A 21,385-nucleotide genomic window follows, 5' to 3' on the forward strand; every position below is an offset into this window, starting at 1 on the left:
GTACTATGAGTGATTTTACCCAGACCGTTCCTGAGTTAGTGTCTTGGGCGAGAAAAAATGATTTCTCAATCTCACTGCCACCAGAAAGATTAGCTTTTTTGATGGCTGTCGCTGTATTAAACAGCGAGCGCCTTGATGGCGAAATCAGTGAAGGGGAGTTAATTGATGCCTTTAGAGAAGTGTGTAAAGGCTTTGAACAACCCGCAGAATCAATACAAGTTCGCGCGAATAATGCCATTAATGACATGGTAAAGCAGCGACTTTTTAACCGTTTTACCAGTGAATTGGTAGAAGGTAATGCAATATACCGTTTAACCCCATTGGGGATTGGAATTAGTGATTATTATATTCGCCAACGCGAATTTTCATCATTGCGCTTATCTATGCAACTTTCTATTGTGGCGGGGGAGCTTGATTCAGCGGCTAGCTCTGCTGAAGATGGTGGTGATGAATATCATTGGCATCGTAATGTTTTCGCGCCTTTAAAATATTCAGTAGCGGAAATTTTCGATAGCATTGATTTGTCTCAGCGAATTATGGATGAGCAGCAAAATACAGTAAAAGAAGATATTGCTGCGTTATTAAATCAAGATTGGCAAGCGGCTATTTCAAGCTGTGAACAGCTATTATCTGAAACATCCGGTACATTAAGAGAGTTGCAAGATACGCTTGAAGCAGCCGGCGACAAACTTCAAGCCAATCTCTTACGTATTCAGGAAGCAAACATGAATACGGGTCATGTTGAGCAAATAGATACACTCGTGTTTGAACTTCAAAGTAAGTTAGACCGCATTATTAGTTGGGGTCAGCAATCTATTGATTTATGGATTGGATACGATAGACATGTCCATAAATTTATTCGTACAGCGATTGATATGGATAAAAATCGTATTTTCTCTCGCCGCTTACGTCAATCTGTACAAAACTATTTCGACAGCCCATGGGCATTAACTTACGCTAATGCTGATCGGTTGTTTGATATGCGTGATGAAGAACTGGCTCTACGTGATGACGAAGTCACGGGTGAGTTACCCGAAGAGCTTGAATATCAAATGTTCAGTGAAGTGAACGAACAGATAGCACAATGGGTAGAACAAGAGCTTGCTTCTTACAAATTAGAACAACGAGCATTAGATCTCAGTTCAGTGTTAGTTGAATACCTTAATCGTTATCCGCAACAGAAACATTTCGATGTTGCACGTATTGTCATTGATCAAGCCGTACGATTAGGTATAGCGAAAGCTGAGCTAGCAGGATTACCTGCAAAATGGTCAGAAATTAACGAATATGGAGCTAAGGTGCAAGCGCATGTCATCGATACATACTGAACAATTTATGCCAGCAAAACTGGCGCAGGCATTAGCGAACTCACTTTTTCCTGAACTGGATAGCCAGTTACGTGCAGGTCGCCATATCGGTATAGACTCTCTGGATAATCATGCCTTTTTGATGGATTTTCAAGATGAGTTATCAGACTTTTATGCGCGTTATAACGTTGAATTAATTCGAGCGCCAGAAGGTTTCTTCTATTTGCGACCTCGTTCAACCACACTTATTCCACGTTCTGTTCTCTCTGAAATGGATATGCTGGTGGGGAAAATTCTTTGTTATCTTTACCTTAGCCCTGAGCGATTAGCAAATCAGGGAATATTCACCGTTCAAGAGCTGTTTGATGAATTAAGAACATTAGCAGATGAAAATAAACTTTTACGTTTAGTGAATCAACGCTCAACAGGTTCTGATCTTGATTTGCAAAAATTACAAGAAAAAATGAGAACCTCTTTAAATCGTTTACGTCGCTTAGGCATGATTTCATTTTTATTAAATGATATGCAGCGTTTTTCGATCACAGAATCTGTTTTCCGTTTTGGTGCTGATGTACGTAGTGGCGATTCCCCACTTGAGGCTCAAATACGAATGATCCGAGATGGTGAAGCAATGGCGCTTGAAGATAGCTCAGAAACACTTAACGATGATGAAGAAAATGAAGATGAGCAATTACAATCCAGTGAAGAGGGTGCGGAGGGAGAAAATAAATGATTGAACGGGGAAAATTTCGCTCATTAACACTTATCAACTGGAATGGGTTCTTTGCTCGTACTTTTGATTTAGATGAGTTGGTGACTACGTTATCAGGTGGTAATGGTGCGGGTAAATCAACCACTATGGCTGCATTTATTACAGCTATGATCCCTGATCTTACTTTACTTCATTTCCGTAATACCACAGAAGCAGGATCGACAAGTGGATCTCGTGATAAAGGGTTATACGGGAAATTGCGCCCGGGTGTGTGTTATGCCGTTCTAGATGTGATTAACTCGCGTCACTTACGTGCTGTGGTCGGTGTTCGTTTACAGCAAATTGCAGGACGTGATAAGAAAGTTGATATCAAACCCTTTATGATCCAAGGGCTGCCAATGGCAGAAAACCCAACAGAAATTTTAACGCAAGCTGTTGCAGATCGCCAAGCCCGTGTTTTACCGCTGAATGAATTAAAAGAAAAAGTTGAAGCCATTGATGGGGTTGTTTTTAGACAATTTAACTCTATTACTGATTTCCATGCGGTGATGTTTGATTTAGGGGTTATTCCTAAACGTTTACGCTCAGCAAGTGATCGTGCCAAATTTTATCGTTTAATTGAAGCCTCATTGTATGGCGGTATTTCAAGTGCGATTACACGCTCTTTACGTGATTATTTACTACCTGAAAATAGTGGTGTAAGAAAAGCTTTCCAAGATATGGAAGGCGCATTACGTGAAAACAGAATGACGCTTGAAGCTATTCGCGTCACTCAATCTGATCGTGACTTATTTAAGCATTTAATTACAGAAGCGACATCTTATGTTGCCGCTGACTATATGCGCCATGCCAATGAACGACGTGTTCATCTTGATGAAGCTTTAACCGTGCGTCGTGAGTTATGGAGTCAGCGTAAATCCATTAATAACGAAGCGTATCGATTTGTTGAAATGGGTAAAGAGTTAGAAGAGCAACAATCGTTATCTTCTGATCTTGAAGCGGATTATCAAGCAGCAAGCGACCGACTAAACTTAGTGCAAAATGCGGTTCGCCAACAAGAAAAAATTGACCGCTATGTTGCTGATGTTGAAGAAATAACTTTTCGCTTAGAAGAACAAAGTGAAGTGGTTGAAGAAGCTACATCTAAGAAAGAAGAGCTTGAAGAACGCGTAGGAGCAGCAGAAGAAGAAGTTGATGAACTGAAAAATCAGTTAGCGGATTATCAGCAAGCATTAGATGTGCAGCAAACTCGTGCAATTCAATATCGTCAAGCTGTACAGGCTTTAGAGCGTGCTAAAGCACAATGTGGTATTGATGATTTAGATGAAACGAATGCTGAACAATGGGCTGAACGAATTCAGGCTAAAATTCAAACCATTACACATTCATTGCTTTCTATGGAGCAGAAACTCAATGTTTCTGAAGCGGCTAAAACACAATTTGACCAAGCCTATAAGCTGGTAAGTTCAATTGTAGGTGAAGTTGAACGTCAAAATGCATGGGATGCGGCAAAAACGGCATTGCGTGAATGGTCTTCTCATCGACATCAAGCGGATAGGGTTCATCCTATTCGTATGCAGTTAGCTGAATTAGAACAGCGTTTACATCAACGAAATAACGCAGAGCGGCAACTTGAAGAGTTTAACAAATATCATGGCAAACCGATGGAGCCTGATGATTTGTTAATTCTTCAAGATGAATTAGAAGCCAAAATTGAAGAGCTTAGCGATTATGTTAATGAATCTGGTGAACACCGCATGCAAATGCGTCAGGAGCTAGATCAACTAAAGCAACAAATTGAAAAGCTGAAAAAACAAGCACCAGCATGGCTTGCGGCACAAGATGCGTTAACACAATTATGTGAACAGACTCGTCAATCTTTTGAAACGGGTCATCAAGTAACAGAATATATGCAACAGTTACTTGAAAAAGAGCGTGAAGCCACCGTATTACGTGATGAAACGGCAACTCGCAAACAACAGATTGAAGCGCAAATTGAACGTTTAAGTCAGCCAAGTGGCGCTGAAGATGGGCGCTTAATTACGCTAGCGGAACGTTTTAATGGTGTTTTATTATCAGAAATTTATGATGATATTACGTTAGATGATGCGCCTTATTTCTCTGCATTATATGGTCCTGCACGTCATGCAATTGTTGTGCAAGACTTATCTCAAGTTCAGGAGCAATTAGAAACATTAGAAGATTGCCCTGAAGATCTCTATTTTATTGAAGGCGACCCACAATCTTTCGATGACAGTGTATTTAATGCTCAAGAGATGGATAAAGCCGTTCTTATCAAAAGTTCGGATAGACAATGGCGTTATTCTCGCTACCCTGAAATCCCATTATTTGGTCGAGCAGCGCGTGAAAATCAATTAGAAATTTTATCACGTCAGCGTGATGAGCTTGCTGAGCTTTACGCAACACAAGCTTTTGATGTACAGAAGATCCAACGTGCTCACCATGCCTTTAGCCAGTTTGTGGGACAACATATTTCTGTGGCATTTGAGGCTGATCCTGAAGAAAATATTCGTCAGTTGAATCAACGACGTAACGAGCTAGAAAGAGCTTTAGCACAATACGAAGAGAGTACTCAGCAACAGCGTCAACATTATGCGCGGACTAAAGAATCGCTGAATCTTCTTAATAAACTTATTCCTCAAGTTAATATCTTGATGGATGAAACTCTAATTGATCGTGTTGAAGAGTTACGTGAAGAGCTGTATGCCGCTGAAGAGTCAATGCGTCACTTACAGCGCCACGAAAAAGCATTAGCAACATTAGAGCCTATCGCTTCAATTTTGCAAAGTGATCCACAAGCGCATGAACAATTAGCGCAAGATTACGAGCAAGCAAAAGCAGAGCAACAACATTATCAGCAACAGGCTTTCTTGTTGGTGGAAGTGGTACAGCGCCGCCCACACTTTAGTTATAGTGATGCCGTTGAGATTGTCAGTGAAAATAGTGATCTCAATGAGAAACTACGTCACCGTTTAGAAATGGCAGAAACAGAACGTGCTACAGCAAGAGAACTTTATCGTCAGCAACAAGCACAATGCGCTCAATTTAATCAAGTACTTGCATCATTAAAAAGCTCCTTTGACACTAAATCTGAATTGCTCAGAGAACTTGAGCAAGAGATGCGTGATACCGGCGTTCATATCGATATTGGTGCAGAGACAAGAGCTAAAGAGCTGCGTGATCAACGCTATTCCGCGGTAAGTGCAAACCGTGCGCGTATTAGTCAACTTGAGCGAGATATCGCACTGAGTGAAGCTGAACGAGATAACCTAACCAAGAAAATTCGCAAACTTGAACGTGACTACATTCAAATTCGTGAGCATGTTGTGAGTGCAAAAGCGGGTTGGTGCGCGGTTATGCGATTAGTGAAAGAAAATGGTATGGAGCGTCGCTTACATCGACGAGACTTTGCTTATCTTTCTGCTGATGAACTACGCTCAATGTCGGATAAAGCGTTAGGTGCTTTACGCCAAGCGGTTGCTGATAATGAATATTTACGTGATGCGTTACGTCGCTCAGAAGATGCAAAATACCCTGATCGTAAAGTTCAGTTCTTTATTGCGGTATACCAGCATTTAAGAGAACGTATCCGCCAAGACATCATTAAAACGGATGATCCGGTTGATGCAATTGAACAGATGGAAATCGAACTTGCTCGTTTAACGGAAGAGTTAACGAGTCGTGAGCAAAAATTAGCGATTAGTTCACGAAGTGTCGCGAATATTATTCGTAAAACTATTCAGCGTGAGCAAAATCGTATCCGTATGTTAAACCAAGGTTTGCAAGCGGTTTCATTTGGTCAGGTGCGTGGTGTCCGACTCAATGTCAATATTCGTGAAAGTCATCAAGTATTATTGGATGTGTTATCTGAAGAAGATAACCAATATCAAGATCTATTTAAAAACCAAAATCTTACTTTCTCTGAAGCAATGGCGAAGCTTTATCAGCGTTTAAACCCTCAAGTGGATATTGGTCAACGTATGCCACAAACCGTAGGTGAAGAGCTGTTAGATTACCGTAATTACCTTGAAATGGACGTCGAAGTGAATCGTGGACCAGAAGGTTGGTTAAAAGCAGAAAGTGGTGCTTTATCAACAGGTGAAGCGATTGGTACGGGGATGTCAATTCTGGTGATGGTGGTACAAAGCTGGGAAGAAGAATCACGGCGCTTAAGAGGAAAAGATATCTCTCCTTGTCGTTTACTCTTTCTCGATGAAGCGGCGCGTTTAGATGCGAAATCTATTGCAACGTTATTTGAGCTTTGCGATCGCCTTGATATGCAGTTAATTATTGCGGCGCCAGAAAATATCAGCCCAGAAAAAGGAACAACCTATAAATTAGTACGTAAAGTGTTCAATGGCACTGAACATGTACATGTTGTTGGCTTAAAAGGTTTTGGTCAACAGGCTGAAAAAGATAAAATTGCATCATCAAATGTTGCTGAAATAACAGAATAATTTTATTCGATTATCAGCCCCAAGGGGTAAGAATAAAGGCGCTACGGACTTATGCTTGTAGCGCCTTCTTTTTTTAAAGTGTTACATAGATCAAAAAATGAAAGCAAATTAACAAAAAAATGAAATTTTAAGTGGTATAACGTGCGCCATATCTCATTTAAATGTAATTATGATGTTTATTATTATTACCGTATGTGATTAATATAAAAATTTAAAGGAAAAAGAATGCGTAAAGTCACGTTAGCTTTTAGTGCAATTGCTTTAGCGTTAAGCTTAAACGGCGCAGCAATGGCAAAAGTACATCTGCCAGAAGTTGTTAGCCCAGGAGTTACTGTTGCACAACTCGCACAACAACAACCAATTCATTGGGTTTCTGTTGCTGATATTGAAAAAAGCCTTGAAGGTCAAGCACCGATGGCGGTTGGTTTTGATATTGATGACACCGTTCTATTCTCAAGCCCTGGTTTCTACCGTGGTAAACTGGAATACTCTCCAAACGATTTCAGCTACTTGAAAAACCCAGAATTCTGGGAAAAAATGAATAACGAGTGGGATAAATTCAGTATGCCTAAACAAGTCGGTATCGATCTTGTTCAGATGCACTTAAAACGTGGGGATACTGTTTATTTCATTACAGGTCGTACTCAAACTAAAACTGAGACTGTGACCAAATATGTACAAGAAGGCTTAAATATTCCTGCTGATAAAATGCAGCCTGTTATTTTTGCTGGTGACCAACCTGGCGCAAATAACAAAGTAAGCTGGATGCGTGATCACAAACTGAAAATTTACTACGGTGATGCTGATGCTGATATCGCAGCAGCAGATGAACTGAATATCCGTGGTATTCGTATTCTGCGTGCTGCTAACTCTTCTTACCAACCACTGCCAAAAGCAGGTCAGTTTGGTGAAGAAGTGGTTATCAATTCAGAGTATTAATCTTTACCCTTTGTTTACCTTTATTTGTAAGGCGTAGGAAACTGCGCCTTTTTCTATTTTAAAATACCTTCCATTTAAATAATCTTATTTATCCATTCATAATTCTTTATTATTTCCTAAATGCTTATTTTCAGTATGTCTGCTTTTGTTCTTTTATTGTGCTTTTAACTTAAATTATATATTTGAATATAAAAACAGCTAAATAGTCTTTTTTTGATTAAATAAAATTAAATTTCTATCAAGGGCTTACAAAACTTTAAAAATATTAGTTTATTCCTATAAAACTCTTTGCCTAGCTCATCTAATATTCTAGGATACCAAAATAATAATAAGGGATGAGGGTAGAGGATTTATGGCGTATCAACCAATTAAAAGAGCAATCGCATATTCAGTTGTTATAGGTACACTCCTTTCTAGTCATGATGCAATAGCCACAGAAACAGAGTCGGTGACTTTATCTGCGCCCGAAACAGAAAACACGACATTAGTTCCTGTGAATAATGAAATTATGCCAGCACCTGCAACTGTGGTTATGAAAGCCCCACCATTGACTGAGTTAGCAGTAAGAACAAAACTACAGTCATGGAGCCAGCCGGGATATAAACCGTTATATTTAAACCAGCTAGTGAAAGTTTACCAAGCAAATGACTTAGCATTAATCTGGCAAGATGAAAAAATAGTCCAGCAATTACAGCAACAAATTGCTGAAGTGGCGATGTCGGGAATCCAACCTCAGTTTGGGCAATGGCTAATACAATTAGATGCGCCTGAATTAACAAAAGAAGCGCGTGATCTTATTTTATCAGATGCTTTTTTAGGCTATATCAGTTTTGTTGAGCAAGTAAATAAATCAGGCATATCTTTACTGTATCGTGATGTGGCTCAAACATTACCATCACCAACTGATAAATCAGTCGTGGAATTACAGCAAAATATTCAAAATAACACTTTAGGTAGCTTTATTATTTCTTATGCACCGTCTCATCCTTATTATGCTTTAATGAAAGAGGAAGTACGAAAGCAGTTACATGATTCAGTTGTTTGGCCTGAAATGAAAGGAACGACATCATTAAAGCCAAATCAATCATCACAAGAAGTTATACCGTTAAGACAAATTTTACGTAATTTAAAATTAATTCCTGAGTTGGCAGCAAACGAGCAGGAAATTGCGACAACGGTTTATGATCCGTCTTTAGTTGCGGCTGTTAAATTATTTCAAACTGCTCATGGATTGGAACCAGATGGTGTTATTGGGCGACAAACGCGAGTGTGGTTAAATATAACGCCAGCACAGCGTGCTAGCATTATGGCATTAAATATTCAACGTCTTCGCCTGACGCCGGCTGTTGGTAACACTGGAATTTGGGTTAATATTCCTGATTTCTCACTCTATTTTTATGCCAATAACGAGCTTATTCTCGACTCAAAAGTTATTGTCGGTCGCCCTGATAGAAAAACACCGATTATGAGTAGTGCGCTAAATAATGTCGTGGTTAATCCACCTTGGAATGTGCCAATAAGCATGACTCGTAAAGATATTGTACCTAGAGGTAAAGCAGATCCTAGTTACTTTAGTCGTAAGGGATATACCATTTATTCAGGGTGGGGGAATGATGCTTATCCTATTAACCCTTACGATATTGATTGGCAAAATATGAGTGCTAATAACTTCCCTTACCGAATTTGGCAGGCTCCGGGACCAACAAACTCATTAGGTCGTTATAAATTTAATATGCCAAATTCAGATGCGATATATCTGCATGACACACCAAATCATTCACTGTTTGCAAAAAATATGAGGGCAATCAGCTCAGGGTGTATTCGTGTTAATAAGGCCTCTGAACTCGCTTCAATTTTATTGGGTGATGCTGGATGGAAACAAGATAGAATTGATGCGGCACTAAAACGTGGTTCAACACAATATGCGCCAATTCCTGAACGTATTCCGGTTTATTTATATTATCAAACAGCATGGGTGGCTCCGGAAAATGCACCTCAATATCGTGCAGATATTTATGGTTATGACAAAATAACGATCAATTCACAACCTTATTTAGAGAATATTAAGAAATACTTTTAATATAAATAAATATAAATTGAATAAAGGGTGGCTCAATCGGCTGCCCTTTATTTTATATAAATCAATAAGATGATGAGGCTCTATTCTGATTATTTATAAGATGGTTAAAAATATAATAAATTATAAAATATTTTTAAAATTTCTATTAAAAATAGAATGATAAAAATAGAATTTAGTATAAATAACTAAACTTATAAAATTACTAATGGCATTAAATTGGAAGGAAGTGTTATTTACAATACTATACAAACTATAAGAAACAATTCGAGAAAAATATTGTCATAATAAAGGTTCTTCCTTCTGAAATAATTGTTGAGTGCATATACTATGGATATTATTGATTCACATCGCCGTAAATGGCTGGGGCTTGGTATGGCCGCAGTGGGGTTAGGGTTATTGCCTTCTCATGCTTTTGCTTCATTAGCGACACCTCGACCAAAAATCCTTCGCTTTAATAATTTAAATACTGGCGAAACTATTAAAGCCGAGTTTTTTGATGGGAAACGTTATAATAAACAGGAACTTGCTAAATTAAACCACCTTTTTAGAGATTATCGTCAAAACAAAATCAAAACCATTGATCCCGCACTGTTTGACCAAATCTATTTATTGCAAGTGATGCTTAATAACAATAAACCTGTAGAGCTTATTTCAGGTTATCGCTCTTTAGTAACGAATAATAATCTACGTCACAGTAGTAGCGGAGTGGCAAAGAAGAGCTATCACACGCGTGGACAAGCAATGGATTTTCGTTTACTCGGCACTGATCTTTCTAAAGTGCGTCAAGTTGCATTAAGAATGAAAGCAGGTGGTGTAGGCTATTATCCAAGAAGTAATTTTGTGCATATTGATACAGGACCAGTCCGCTCATGGTAATCTATTGAGAATTAGATAATAGAGTGGAGTGATTCATGATGTATCACATTGTACCTGTGACAAACTATATGCAAAATTGCACCCTTATTTGGTGCGATGAAACGAAGGAAGCGGCAATTGTTGATCCTGGTGGCGATGTCGAAACGCTTATTGCGCAAATCGAAGAACGCCAATTAACATTGACCAAAGTATTATTAACACACGGGCACTTCGACCATATTGCAGGCACCTCACAAATTGTTGAGCACTTCAATGTTCCTGTTTACGGTCCTCATGAAGATGATAATTTCTTATTAGAAGAATTAGAACAACAGTGCCGTATGTTTAATTTCCCTTGCGGAAAATCATTTAGACCAGATAGCTGGTTAAATGAAGGCGATACTATCACAATTGGTAAAACAATTTCGTTATCTGTTTTACATTGCCCTGGTCATACGCCGGGACATATTATTTTTGTAAATCATCAGAATAAACTTATCTCTATGGGAGATGTGTTATTTAAAGAAAGTATTGGTCGTACCGATTTCCCTCGAGGAAACCATGCCGATCTTATTGCTTCAATCAAAAATAAAGTCTTACCTTTAGGCGATGATTATCTGTTTATTCCGGGACATGGACCTATGTCTAATTTAGGGCACGAACGACAATATAATCCTTTTTTACAAGATGAAATGCCAATCTGGTAATACTGATAATATCCATTAATTAACGAAAAGCTCTTTATTATAAAGAGCTTTTTTTATAAATAAAAAAGTGTGGTTTATATTTCTTTTTTCTTTTATGCCAATAAAAAAGCCACGTTGCTAATAACGTGGCATATATCTTAATTACACTTTAGAAGGCAATTAGAGTACTGCAACAATGGCTTCACACAGTGGAACCATATTCTCAAGGGTTAAACCTGCAACGTTAATACGACCTGAACCCACGATATAAATACCGTATTCAGCACGTAAACGCTCAACTTGCTCTTTATTTAAACCACTAAATGAGAACATACCATTTTGGTCGATAATAAAGCTAAAGTCTTGTTTAGCACCTTTTTCTTGTAGTGTAGTCACTAACAATTGACGCATACGTTGAATTCGTTCACGCATGGTTGTCAGCTCTTCAATCCACTCTTCTTTTAACTCTGGGTTAGAAAGAATAGTGGTTACCACTGAAGCGCCGTGTGCTGGTGGGTTTGAGTAGTTTGCACGAATAATTGCTTTTGCTTGGCTAAAGGCTTTTTCAGCCGTGTCGCTGTCTTTGGTAACAATGGTGCATGCGCCTACACGTTCGTTGTAAAGACCGAAATTTTTAGAATATGAACTAGCAACAATAAGCTCAGGATTCTTTTCTGCAAAGAGACGCAAGCCTTGTGCATCCTCTTCAAGACCACGGGCAAAACCTTGGTATGCAAAGTCAAAAACAGGTAACCAGCCTTTCTCTGCTGATAATGTCGCTAATTGACGCCATTGTTCTTCTGTTGGATCAATACCGCTTGGGTTATGACAGCAACCGTGGAATAAGACAACGTCACCAGCCTGTGCATTTGCAAGGCTTGCTAACATACCGTCAAAATCTAACCCGCGATTTTCTGCGTCATAATAATCATAATTACAGATCTCAAGACCTGCAGTTTGGAAAATATTATTATGGTTAGGCCAAGTTGGATTACTGATCCAGACACGTTTTGCTGTAGTTTGTTGAGCAATAAAATCTGCAGCAATACGTAAAGCACCTGTACCACCCGGTGCTTGAGCTGTGCGTGCGCGCTTTTCAGTAATAATAGGATGTTGTTCACCAAACAGAAGTGCTTGGGTCACATTGCCAAATTCAGGGATACCGCTAATAGGAAGGTAGTTTTTAGTGGTTTCGTTTTCTAACAGGTATTTTTCTGCTTTCTTAACAGTGGTTAAAACAGGTGTTTTACCTGTCTCATCCTTGTAAACACCAATTCCTAAATTAATTTTGTTTTCACGAGGATCAGAACGGAAACTATCAGCTAAACCCAGAATAGGATCGGCTGGTGCAGCAATGATTTTCTCAAACATAGTGTAATTGTTCCCTAAGCTCAAAACGAAGCCGAAATATGAGTATCAAGAGTAACGCTATGAGGGCTTTTTGCCAACTGTTTGTAGTGAAATTAACAAGAAGTTGTGAACTAAGTGAGAATAAATAGCAAATCAAGATGTAAATAAGTGAATATCCTGTGATTACATTAACATGTAAAAATAATCACTAAAAAGACATAATTGTTTAGTGGGATAAACTTTTTTGATTTTCAAAAAAGAGAGCAAGGGAAGTTATTGCATTCAATAAATTAGTTGAGTGTGATTGGTTTAGGTACAAGAGAGGCAAATAGGGAAGTGATGGTTAAATTGTGCAAATAAAAAAGCAACACCGAAGTGTTGCTTTTCAAATCAATTAACTTGACTGTTTAATTACCTATAAGCGGTAATTAGAACTGATAAGTCAGACCTAAACCAACTACGTTATCAGTGTTGACACCAGCAGCTTTAGTGAAGTCATCTTTATCTAACAGGTTGATTTTATAGTCAACAACTGCAGTCATGTTTTTGTTAAATTTGTAGAATGAACCTACAGAGATATATTTAACTAAATCATGATCGTTGTCTTTCAGACCACCAACGCCATTGTTCAGATCTTTACCTTTAGATTGAACATAACCTAAAGATGGTTTCAGACCTAAATCTTTAAAGTCGTACTGTGCAGTTAACTCGATGTTTTGAGTTTTGTTAGCAATAGCACCATCACCGTAGTAACTCATGTTACGAGTTTCACCGTACATAGCTGCTAAGTAAACATTGTTAGCTTCGAATTTACCACCGAAGTTCCATGCTTCTGCACGTTTACCAGTAGCAGCGCTCTTATGTTCTTGCCAGTTAGTACGAGCAGCGTTTGAGTAACCACCACCCAGTGTTACACCCCAGCCTAAGTTATAAGCTGTAGAGAAACCAAAACCGTCGCCATTTGCTTCAGCGTTGTCTTTACGTTTGTTGTTGGTGTTTTCGTTGTTTTTACCTTGATATTGCAGAGCAAAGTTCAGGCCATCAACGTAACCGAACATATCAGTGTTACGGTAAGTCAGAACACCAGTAGTACGGCTAGTCATGTAAACATCAGTTTGTGCCATAGAGTCGCCGCCCCATAAAGGCAGAACGTCTGTCCATGCGTTAGTGTCGTAAATTACACCGTAGTTACGACCGTAATCTAATGAACCGTAGTCAGCGAATTTAAAACCAGCGTAAGCGAAACGAGTTTTAGATTTGTTTTCGCCTTCAGTAGTATTAGTTTTAACTTCGTATTCAAAACGACCAAAACCAACTAAATCTTTATTGATTTGAGTTTCGCCTTTGAAACCGATACGTGCACGAGAAGCATCACCGCTTTCGTGATCACCTTTAGTATCAGCATCTGCGAAGTAATGACGAACGTCAACTTTACCGTAGATGTCTACTTTGTTGCCGTCTTTGTTATACATTTCAGCTGCGTTTGCTGCACCAGCAAACATTAAAGCTGGGATTACCACTGCAAGAAGATTGCGCTTCATCATTATTATTACCCTCATTGGTGTTATTCAGACACCTTTGCCACTGCCAGAAATAGTTTCTTAATTTTTATGGAACTATTTATGAGAGTTAAGTGTCGTCTGTGTCGGGTGACAGTGTTCCATTGGTAAAAAATTTTATCTACCCCCAATTTGCTACAAAAACGAAAAAAGTGTAACAAATTGTAACTATGTATTTCAAAGTGTGTATTTAGGGGAACTTTTGAATCAAATAACAGCCATGCATAAAAAAAGCCAACCTTGAGGTTGGCTTCTTGACTTAAGTAAAACTAGTACAATAAAACAACAATGCAAATTTCCAGCTGAATACTAATTAATCACTAAATTAAAAATCTGCATTTCTTGGTGTGCGTGGGAACGGAATAACTTCACGAACGTTTGCGACACCGGTCACATAAGCAACTAAACGTTCAAAACCTAAACCGAAACCTGAATGAGGCACTGTGCCATAACGACGTAGGTCGCGATACCACCAGTAGTCTTCTTTATTCATTCCCATTTCTTCTAAACGTTTATCAAACATATCTAAACGCTCTTCACGTTGAGAACCACCGATGATTTCACCAATTCCTGGTGCTAATACATCCATTGCTGCAACTGTTTTACCGTCTTCATTCATACGCATATAGAATGCTTTGATGTCTTTCGGGTAGTTTTTCACCACAACAGGTGCTTTAAAGTGTTTCTCTGCAAGATAACGTTCATGCTCAGAAGAGAGGTCAACACCCCAATAAACTGGGTTTTCAAATTTCTCACCACAGTTTTCAAGCACAGTAACTGCATCGGTATAATCAATTTGAGCAAAGTCAGAGGTGATAAAGTTCTCTAAGCGTGTGATAGCGTCTTTATCGACACGTTGTGCAAAGAACTCCATATCATCTTTACGCTCTGCTAATACAGCTGCAAAGGTGTATTTCAGCATTTTTTCAGCAAGAGCTGCGATATCGTTAAGATCAGCAAATGCCACTTCAGGCTCTACCATCCAGAATTCAGCAAGGTGACGACTGGTATTTGAGTTTTCAGCACGGAATGTGGGGCCGAAAGTATACACTTTGCTTAATGCAGAGGCGTAAGTTTCACCATTTAGCTGACCAGAAACCGTTAAAAACGCTTCACGGCCAAAAAAGTCTTCACTGAAATCGACTTCGCCTTTATCTGTGCGTGGCAGGTTGTTCATATCTAATGTAGAAACACGGAACATTTCACCTGCACCTTCTGTATCAGCCGCTGTAATTAGTGGCGTAGAAACCCAGAAGAAGCCTTGTTCATCGAAGAAACGATGTAGTGCTTGTGCTAATGTGTGACGAACACGAGCAACTGCACCAATTAAGTTAGTACGAGGACGAAGGTGAGCAACTTCACGTAGGTACTCAATACTATGACGTTTGGCGGCCATCGGATAAGTTTCCGGATCATCGACCATTCCTACCACAACAACATTAGTGGCTTGAATTTCAAAGTTCTGTCCCTGGCCCGGAGATTCAACAATTTTACCGGTGACTTCCACAGAACAGCCTGTGGTTAAGTGCAGCACTTCATCTTGATAATTCGGTAAATTATTATTAATGATGGCCTGTACTGGATTAAAGCAGGAACCGTCATAGACGGTAAGAAATGAGATACCAGCTTTTGAATCTCTTCTTGTACGTACCCAACCGCGAACGGTGACGTCTTCGCCAACCGCGATACGGCCTTGCAGTACGTCGACTACAGGCGCAACGATCATAAATAAATCTCTCTTCGTTTAATTAAAATAATTGTTTGGTTAATTCATTCTGCCCCTGTCGGACAGTTTTTCTATGTTACTTGCAATAGCGCAGGAAACAAGTAGGAAATTTTAGTTTAAAGAGTCAATAAAGAAGAGAAAAGCTTTTGTATAAAATAAATTGATAAAAATAGATGAAATATTGATAAAAGCAGATGTTATGACAAAAGAAAGGGCAATTATTACCCTTTCTTTTATTAATGAAGATTTTTAGCTAATTAACAGGCCTGTTTAACAAGAGGAACGTCAAAGGCTTTGCGTAGCTTGTCAACAAAGTCATTGTCGTCACAAATCGTTTTACCTGGGCTATCTGATAATTTAGCAACTGGCTTACCATTGCACTCCACCAGCTTAATTACAATATTAAGAGGCGTTATTTCAGGAATGTTACAAGTAAGTCGAGTGCCAATACCAAAGATTAGACGAATGCGCTTATGGAAATGCTTATAAAGGACCAGTGCTTTTTGAAAATCGAGGCTATCAGAAAAGACTAATACTTTATTCATTGGATCAATACCCAATTTTTCATAATGCGCGATCGCTTTTTCACCCCATTCAATCGGATCACCGGAGTCGTGACGTAAACCTTGGTAGCTCTCTGCAAAGGCTTTATCAAAATCACGCAAAAACGCATCCATTGTAATGCAATCTGTTAATGCAATACCTAATTGATCTGGATATTCATCTAACCAAGATTGCAAGGCTGCACGCTGGCTATTTGCCAATTCAGGGCTAATCTGCTGATGAGCTTGAAACCACTCGTGAGCTTGCGTTCCCACAGGAGCCAAATGCATACGTTCAGCTAAATGATAGTTACTTGTACCAATAAGATAAGGAAAATGATTTTTTAGCTCATCCACAATGGCACACTGCACATCATAAGAGAAACGGCGGCGAGTACCGAAATCCATTAATTTAAAATCAGCTAAGTCAACCTGTTGCTCTGCAGCATCACGGTAGAAGATATCAATTAATTTACGTAGTTGATTAACTGCGTCATCAGGCGTGATTTGAGGAGAACGAGTACGATGTACAATTTCACTCACTAAAGCCAATAAAGGAACTTCCCATAGAATAACTTCGCGCCAAGGCCCCGTTATTCTGATCGACAATTGGTTTTCAGCTGTTGTTGAAATTTTGACTTGTTCTGGTTTAAAGCGAAAATGCTTAAACCATTGCAGATAGTCATTTTTGAAAAAGGGGAGGCTCTGAAGATAGTTAAATTCTTCATTCGTTAATGACAAGTCTGCCATCATATTAACTTGATGGCGTAAGGTTGTTGCATATTCACCTAGACGTTCATCACTCCGACAGCGGAACTCAGCAACGACAGGAATATCACTATAATGGTGGTAAACCGCTTGTTGCATGTGGAGCTTATATGCATCGGTATCCAACAGTGATGTAATAATCGGTGTAGCGTCTAAAATCATAGCGCGTCAAGCATCCTCACGGAGCGTTTTTATGTCTGCTAAATCGTTAAGGTTGGAGAGTATACCCGAATATGACGACAAAGCGTCACTATTCAACAATACTATTCAACAATATTTCTCTGCGACATAAAAACAAGCTGTAAAACTTAGATGAGTTTACCACGTTAAACATAATTTGGGAGTATATTAGCATCATTTACCAAATAAATTGATTACATATATTAATAAGCCATTAACATTCTGTTGACTTTTAATGTTTTCAATTGAATTTTCGACTGGCTAAACAGGTTTTTGACGGGTAAGCTTTGGCAATATAACCGTTAAATAGTCGTGTTAACTAAAAGGTTTTTTCTATGACACAACAAAGAATCGCGAAATTTCGCAAAGATTATCGTGCTCCTGACTACACAATCACCGATTTACATCTTGATTTTATTTTAGACAAAGAAAACACCCAGGTTACGGCGATAAGCCAATGTAAACGCCTAAACTCAGATGCGACAGCATTAGTGTTAGATGGTGAAGACTTAACATTAAAATCAATCGCAGTGAATGATGTTGCTTGGACACACTATAAAGAAGAAAACGGCAAACTCATCATTGAACAACTGCCAGAGCAATTTACATTAAAAATTGTTAACGAGATTAATCCATCGGCTAACACCGCGTTAGAAGGGTTATATGTTTCTGGTGATGCATTATGTACACAATGTGAAGCTGAAGGCTTTCGCCATATTACTTACTATTTAGATAGACCTGATGTATTAGCTCGTTACACCACAACAATTACGGCAGACAAAAAACAGTATCCTTATTTATTATCCAATGGTAACCGTATTGCACAAGGTGAACTGGATGATGGTCGCCATTGGGTAACGTGGGAAGATCCACATCCAAAACCAAGTTATTTATTTGCTGTGGTAGCGGGTGATTTTGATGTATTACGAGATACTTTTATCACCAAAAGTGGCCGTGAAGTTGCTTTAGAGCTTTTTGTTGATAAAGGTAATTTGGATCGTGCAGATTGGGCTATGACATCATTGAAAAATGCGATGGCATGGGATCAATCTCGCTTTAATTTAGAATATGATCTCGACATCTATATGATAGTTGCTGTTGATTTCTTTAATATGGGTGCAATGGAGAATAAAGGGCTGAATGTCTTTAACTCTAAATATGTGCTAGCAAAAAGTGAAACGGCAACTGACAAAGATTACTTAGGTATCGAGTCTGTTATTGGTCATGAATATTTCCATAACTGGACAGGTAACCGTATTACTTGTCGTGATTGGTTCCAGTTAAGTTTAAAAGAAGGCTTAACTGTTTTCCGTGATCAAGAATTTAGCTCTGACTTAGGTTCACGCTCTGTGAATCGTATCAATAATGTACGAGTGATGCGTACTGCTCAGTTTGCAGAAGATGCAAGCCCTATGGCACACCCAATTCGTCCTGATAGTGTGATCGAAATGAACAACTTCTATACTTTAACAGTATATGAAAAAGGTTCAGAAGTGATCAGAATGATCCACACCTTATTAGGTGAAGAGCAATTCCAAGCTGGTATTCAAATGTATATTCATCGTCACGACGGCAGTGCTGCAACTTGTGACGATTTTATTCAAGCAATGGAAGATGCTTCTAATGTTGATCTTACTTTATTCCGCCGTTGGTATAGCCAATCAGGTACACCACAACTGACCGTTCGTGATAGTTATAATGCTAATAAAAAGCAATACACTTTAACGGTTAGTCAAATGACGCCACCGACAGCCGATCAAACTAAAAAGCAGCCATTACATATTCCATTAGATATTGAATTATATGATACCAAAGGCAATGTGATCCCACTGCGTTCACAAGGTCAAACTATTTCTAATGTATTGAATGTGGTACGTGAAGAGCAGCAGTTTGTTTTTGACGATGTGCCAGAACAACCGATCCCATCTTTATTGCGTGAGTTCTCTGCGCCTGTAAAACTTGATTATCCATTTACGGATGAGCAACTCTCTTTCTTAATGAAATATGCACGTAATGCATTTTCACGTTGGGATGCAGCTCAAGCATTATTAGGTCGCTATATAAAAGAAAATGTTGCTCGAGTTCAAAAGGGTGAAAGCTGCATTTTGCCTGAAATGGTGGTTGATGCTTTCCGTGCAGTATTACTTGATAAAGATATCGATCCTGCATTAGCTGCACTTATTCTGACATTACCAACAGATGTCGAAGCCGGTGAATCATTTAGTATTATTGATCCAGTTGCTATCCATAAAGCGCTTGGTTTTATTCGTAAAACACTAGCGACTGAAATGGCAGACGAGTTCTCTGCTGTTTACCATTCAATGCATATCGGTGCTTATCGTGTTAATCATGATGATATTGCAAAACGTGATTTACGTAATGTTTGTTTAGCTTATTTAGCGGTTGAAAATGAGCAAACGGGTAATCATCTTGTCGATGTGCAATATCATAACAGTGACAATATGACTGATGCGCTCGCCGCACTTAATGCTGCTGTAATGGCTCAGTTACCTTGTAAAGATGCACTATTACAAGAGTTCGATGACAAATGGCATCAAGATGGCTTAGTAATGGACAAATGGTTTAGTTTACAAGCCATTAGCCCAGCAAAAGAGGTGCTACAGAAAGTACGTAGTCTGTTATCTCATCGCTCATTTACACTTGCAAACCCTAATCGTACTCGTGCGCTAATTGGTGCTTTTGTGAATAATAACCCTGTGGCATTCCACGCTGAAGATGGTTCAGGTTATTTATTATTGACAGAAATTCTGACTGATTTAAATAGCCGTAACCCACAAGTTGCATCACGCCTTATTGAACCGTTTATTCGTTTAAAACGTTATGATGCAACGCGCCAAGAAAAAATGCGTGCAGAGTTATTAAAACTGAAAGAACTTGAGAATTTATCTGGTGATTTATATGAGAAAATTACCAAGGCGTTAGCTGATTAATATTACGTTTTATATCACTTTATAAGTGAGTAAATAGTATAAAACCAGCAAGATAATTAGATCCCCAGCATAGTCTGGGGATTTTTTATGGTGAATTGTGAAATTGAAGCGTTTACTTTTCGTGCTTTTATCTATATGATGCTCGACGCTTAAATTGTCGTAGACATATCATTCCTAATACCCGATATTCTCAATGGAGATCGTATGTATTATTCCTTAGTAAGGAAGGCATTGTTTCGGCTAGATCCTGAACGTGCCCATGATTTTACCTTCCGTCAGTTAAAACGTTTATCTCATTCCCCATTTCAATTTCTTATTCAGCAGTCACTTCCTTCTAAACCCGTATCCTGTATGGGACTCTCATTTAAAAATCCACTAGGTCTTGCTGCCGGTCTTGATAAAAACGGTGATTGTATAGATGCATTGGGTGCAATGGGATTTGGTTTTATTGAAGTTGGTACAGTGACACCACGACCTCAAGTGGGAAATGATAAACCTCGTTTATTCCGCTTAGTGGAAGCGGAAGGTTTAATTAACCGAATGGGCTTTAATAACCTTGGCGTTGATAACTTAATTGAAAATGTAAAACAATCTCGTTATGGTGGCGTACTGGGTATTAATATCGGTAAAAATAAAGATACCCCAGTAGAGCAAGGCAAAGATGATTATCTGATTTGTATGGAAAAAGTCTATGCTCATGCCGGTTATATCGCAATCAATATCTCATCACCAAATACCCCAGGTTTGCGTACACTACAATATGGTGAAGCATTAGACGATCTGCTATCAGCAATTAAAAATAAACAACTAGAGTTGCAGGGTAAATATCAAAAATATGTTCCTGTCGCTGTTAAAATTGCACCTGATTTAACACATGAAGAATTAATTCAAGTTGCAGATAGCTTAGTTCGTCATCATATTGATGGTGTTATTGCGACAAATACTACATTAGATAAATCATTAGTCAGTGGATTAGATCACTGTAATGAAGCTGGGGGATTAAGTGGTCGCCCGGTACAATCAAAAAGTACACAAATAATTCGACAATTAAATGAAGAATTAAAAGGTGCATTACCTATTATTGGTGTCGGTGGAATTGATTCATTAACTGCAGCCAGAGAAAAAATGGATGCGGGTGCTTCTCTAATTCAAGTCTATTCAGGATTCATTTATCAAGGTCCTGCACTTATCAAATCTATAATTAATCATATCTAAATACATTTAATAATGAGTTAGGGGCTTTTCTTCTGCC

The 21,385-nt window shown here is 38.7% G+C and carries 13 protein-coding genes; 9 read left to right on the forward strand and 4 right to left on the reverse strand.

Annotation, left to right across the window (positions count from 1 at the left end):
- Positions 1-5 precede the first annotated feature (5 nt).
- The 7 genes from mukF to BTA34_RS04905 all read left to right on the forward strand — a co-directional run bounded on the left by mukF (position 6) and on the right by BTA34_RS04905 (position 11,078).
- Entirely contained in the window at positions 6-1,328 is a 1,323-nt protein-coding gene (mukF, locus tag BTA34_RS04875) for a chromosome partition protein MukF (protein WP_151434711.1), read from the forward strand.
- A complete protein-coding gene (gene mukE, locus BTA34_RS04880) occupies positions 1,309-2,040 on the forward strand; it encodes a chromosome partition protein MukE (protein ID WP_151434712.1) in 732 nt (243 codons plus the stop codon). Before mukF ends, mukE begins: the two co-directional genes overlap by 20 nt.
- Positions 2,037-6,497 carry a chromosome partition protein MukB gene (gene mukB / locus BTA34_RS04885; protein ID WP_151434713.1) on the forward strand — a complete coding sequence of 1,487 codons (4,461 nt, stop codon included), beginning with the start codon at positions 2,037-2,039 and terminating at the stop codon, positions 6,495-6,497. The genes mukE and mukB overlap by 4 nt, the downstream gene beginning before the upstream one ends.
- Before the next feature lie 225 nt (positions 6,498-6,722).
- Entirely contained in the window at positions 6,723-7,436 is a 714-nt protein-coding gene (gene aphA / locus BTA34_RS04890) for an acid phosphatase AphA (protein ID WP_151434714.1), read from the forward strand.
- A gap of 352 nt (positions 7,437-7,788) precedes the next feature.
- Positions 7,789-9,516, forward strand: a complete 1,728-nt coding sequence (gene ldtD / locus BTA34_RS04895; protein WP_151434715.1) for a L,D-transpeptidase — start codon at positions 7,789-7,791, stop codon at positions 9,514-9,516.
- Between the two features lie 327 nt (positions 9,517-9,843).
- Complete coding sequence (locus BTA34_RS04900; RefSeq protein WP_151434716.1) at positions 9,844-10,392, forward strand: YcbK family protein; 549 nt, start codon at positions 9,844-9,846, stop codon at positions 10,390-10,392.
- A 35-nt stretch (positions 10,393-10,427) separates the two neighbouring features.
- A complete protein-coding gene (locus BTA34_RS04905) occupies positions 10,428-11,078 on the forward strand; it encodes an MBL fold metallo-hydrolase (protein WP_151434717.1) in 651 nt (216 codons plus the stop codon).
- Between the two features lie 159 nt (positions 11,079-11,237).
- Here BTA34_RS04905 and BTA34_RS04910 read toward each other — a convergent pair whose 3' ends face one another.
- From BTA34_RS04910 to pncB, 4 genes are all read right to left on the reverse strand, one after another.
- Positions 11,238-12,428: an amino acid aminotransferase gene (locus BTA34_RS04910; RefSeq protein ID WP_072069660.1), complete on the reverse strand. Its 1,191-nt coding sequence runs from the start codon at positions 12,426-12,428 to the stop codon at positions 11,238-11,240.
- Between the two features lie 407 nt (positions 12,429-12,835).
- Positions 12,836-13,951 carry a porin gene (locus BTA34_RS04915; protein WP_322618351.1) on the reverse strand — a complete coding sequence of 372 codons (1,116 nt, stop codon included), beginning with the start codon at positions 13,949-13,951 and terminating at the stop codon, positions 12,836-12,838.
- 340 nt (positions 13,952-14,291) lie between these two features.
- Positions 14,292-15,692, reverse strand: a complete 1,401-nt coding sequence (gene asnS / locus BTA34_RS04920; RefSeq protein ID WP_151434718.1) for an asparagine--tRNA ligase — start codon at positions 15,690-15,692, stop codon at positions 14,292-14,294.
- Between the two features lie 257 nt (positions 15,693-15,949).
- Positions 15,950-17,164 (reverse strand): nicotinate phosphoribosyltransferase, encoded by a 1,215-nt coding sequence (gene pncB, locus BTA34_RS04925; protein WP_151434719.1) that lies wholly within the window; start codon positions 17,162-17,164, stop codon positions 15,950-15,952.
- Positions 17,165-17,517: 353 nt separating this feature from the next.
- Between pncB and pepN the strand changes: the two genes are divergently transcribed.
- Both pepN and pyrD read left to right on the forward strand, forming a co-directional pair.
- Entirely contained in the window at positions 17,518-20,133 is a 2,616-nt protein-coding gene (pepN, locus tag BTA34_RS04930; protein WP_151434720.1) for an aminopeptidase N, read from the forward strand.
- A 204-nt stretch (positions 20,134-20,337) separates the two neighbouring features.
- Positions 20,338-21,348 carry a quinone-dependent dihydroorotate dehydrogenase gene (gene pyrD, locus BTA34_RS04935; RefSeq protein WP_036912193.1) on the forward strand — a complete coding sequence of 337 codons (1,011 nt, stop codon included), beginning with the start codon at positions 20,338-20,340 and terminating at the stop codon, positions 21,346-21,348.
- The last annotated feature ends 37 nt before the right edge of the window (positions 21,349-21,385 follow it).

Origin of the sequence: Proteus sp. CD3, from assembly GCF_008808075.1 — a bacterium.
Classification (GTDB): Bacteria; Pseudomonadota; Gammaproteobacteria; order Enterobacterales; family Enterobacteriaceae; genus Proteus; species Proteus appendicitidis.

Excerpts from the sequence above, each read along its gene's own strand:
- pepN (WP_151434720.1), top strand. The coding sequence starts at position 17,518 with ATGACACAACAAAGAATCGCGAAATTTCGCAAAGATTATCGTGCTCCT.
- BTA34_RS04900 (WP_151434716.1), top strand. The coding sequence starts at position 9,844 with ATGGATATTATTGATTCACATCGCCGTAAATGGCTGGGGCTTGGTATG.
- asnS (WP_151434718.1), bottom strand. The coding sequence starts at position 15,692 with ATGATCGTTGCGCCTGTAGTCGACGTACTGCAAGGCCGTATCGCGGTT.
- mukB (WP_151434713.1), top strand. The coding sequence starts at position 2,037 with ATGATTGAACGGGGAAAATTTCGCTCATTAACACTTATCAACTGGAAT.
- BTA34_RS04915 (WP_322618351.1), bottom strand. The coding sequence starts at position 13,951 with ATGATGAAGCGCAATCTTCTTGCAGTGGTAATCCCAGCTTTAATGTTT.
- BTA34_RS04910 (WP_072069660.1), bottom strand. The coding sequence starts at position 12,428 with ATGTTTGAGAAAATCATTGCTGCACCAGCCGATCCTATTCTGGGTTTA.
- mukF (WP_151434711.1), top strand. The coding sequence starts at position 6 with ATGAGTGATTTTACCCAGACCGTTCCTGAGTTAGTGTCTTGGGCGAGA.
- BTA34_RS04905 (WP_151434717.1), top strand. The coding sequence starts at position 10,428 with ATGATGTATCACATTGTACCTGTGACAAACTATATGCAAAATTGCACC.
- pyrD (WP_036912193.1), top strand. The coding sequence starts at position 20,338 with ATGTATTATTCCTTAGTAAGGAAGGCATTGTTTCGGCTAGATCCTGAA.
- pncB (WP_151434719.1), bottom strand. The coding sequence starts at position 17,164 with ATGATTTTAGACGCTACACCGATTATTACATCACTGTTGGATACCGAT.
- aphA (WP_151434714.1), top strand. The coding sequence starts at position 6,723 with ATGCGTAAAGTCACGTTAGCTTTTAGTGCAATTGCTTTAGCGTTAAGC.
- ldtD (WP_151434715.1), top strand. The coding sequence starts at position 7,789 with ATGGCGTATCAACCAATTAAAAGAGCAATCGCATATTCAGTTGTTATA.
- mukE (WP_151434712.1), top strand. The coding sequence starts at position 1,309 with ATGTCATCGATACATACTGAACAATTTATGCCAGCAAAACTGGCGCAG.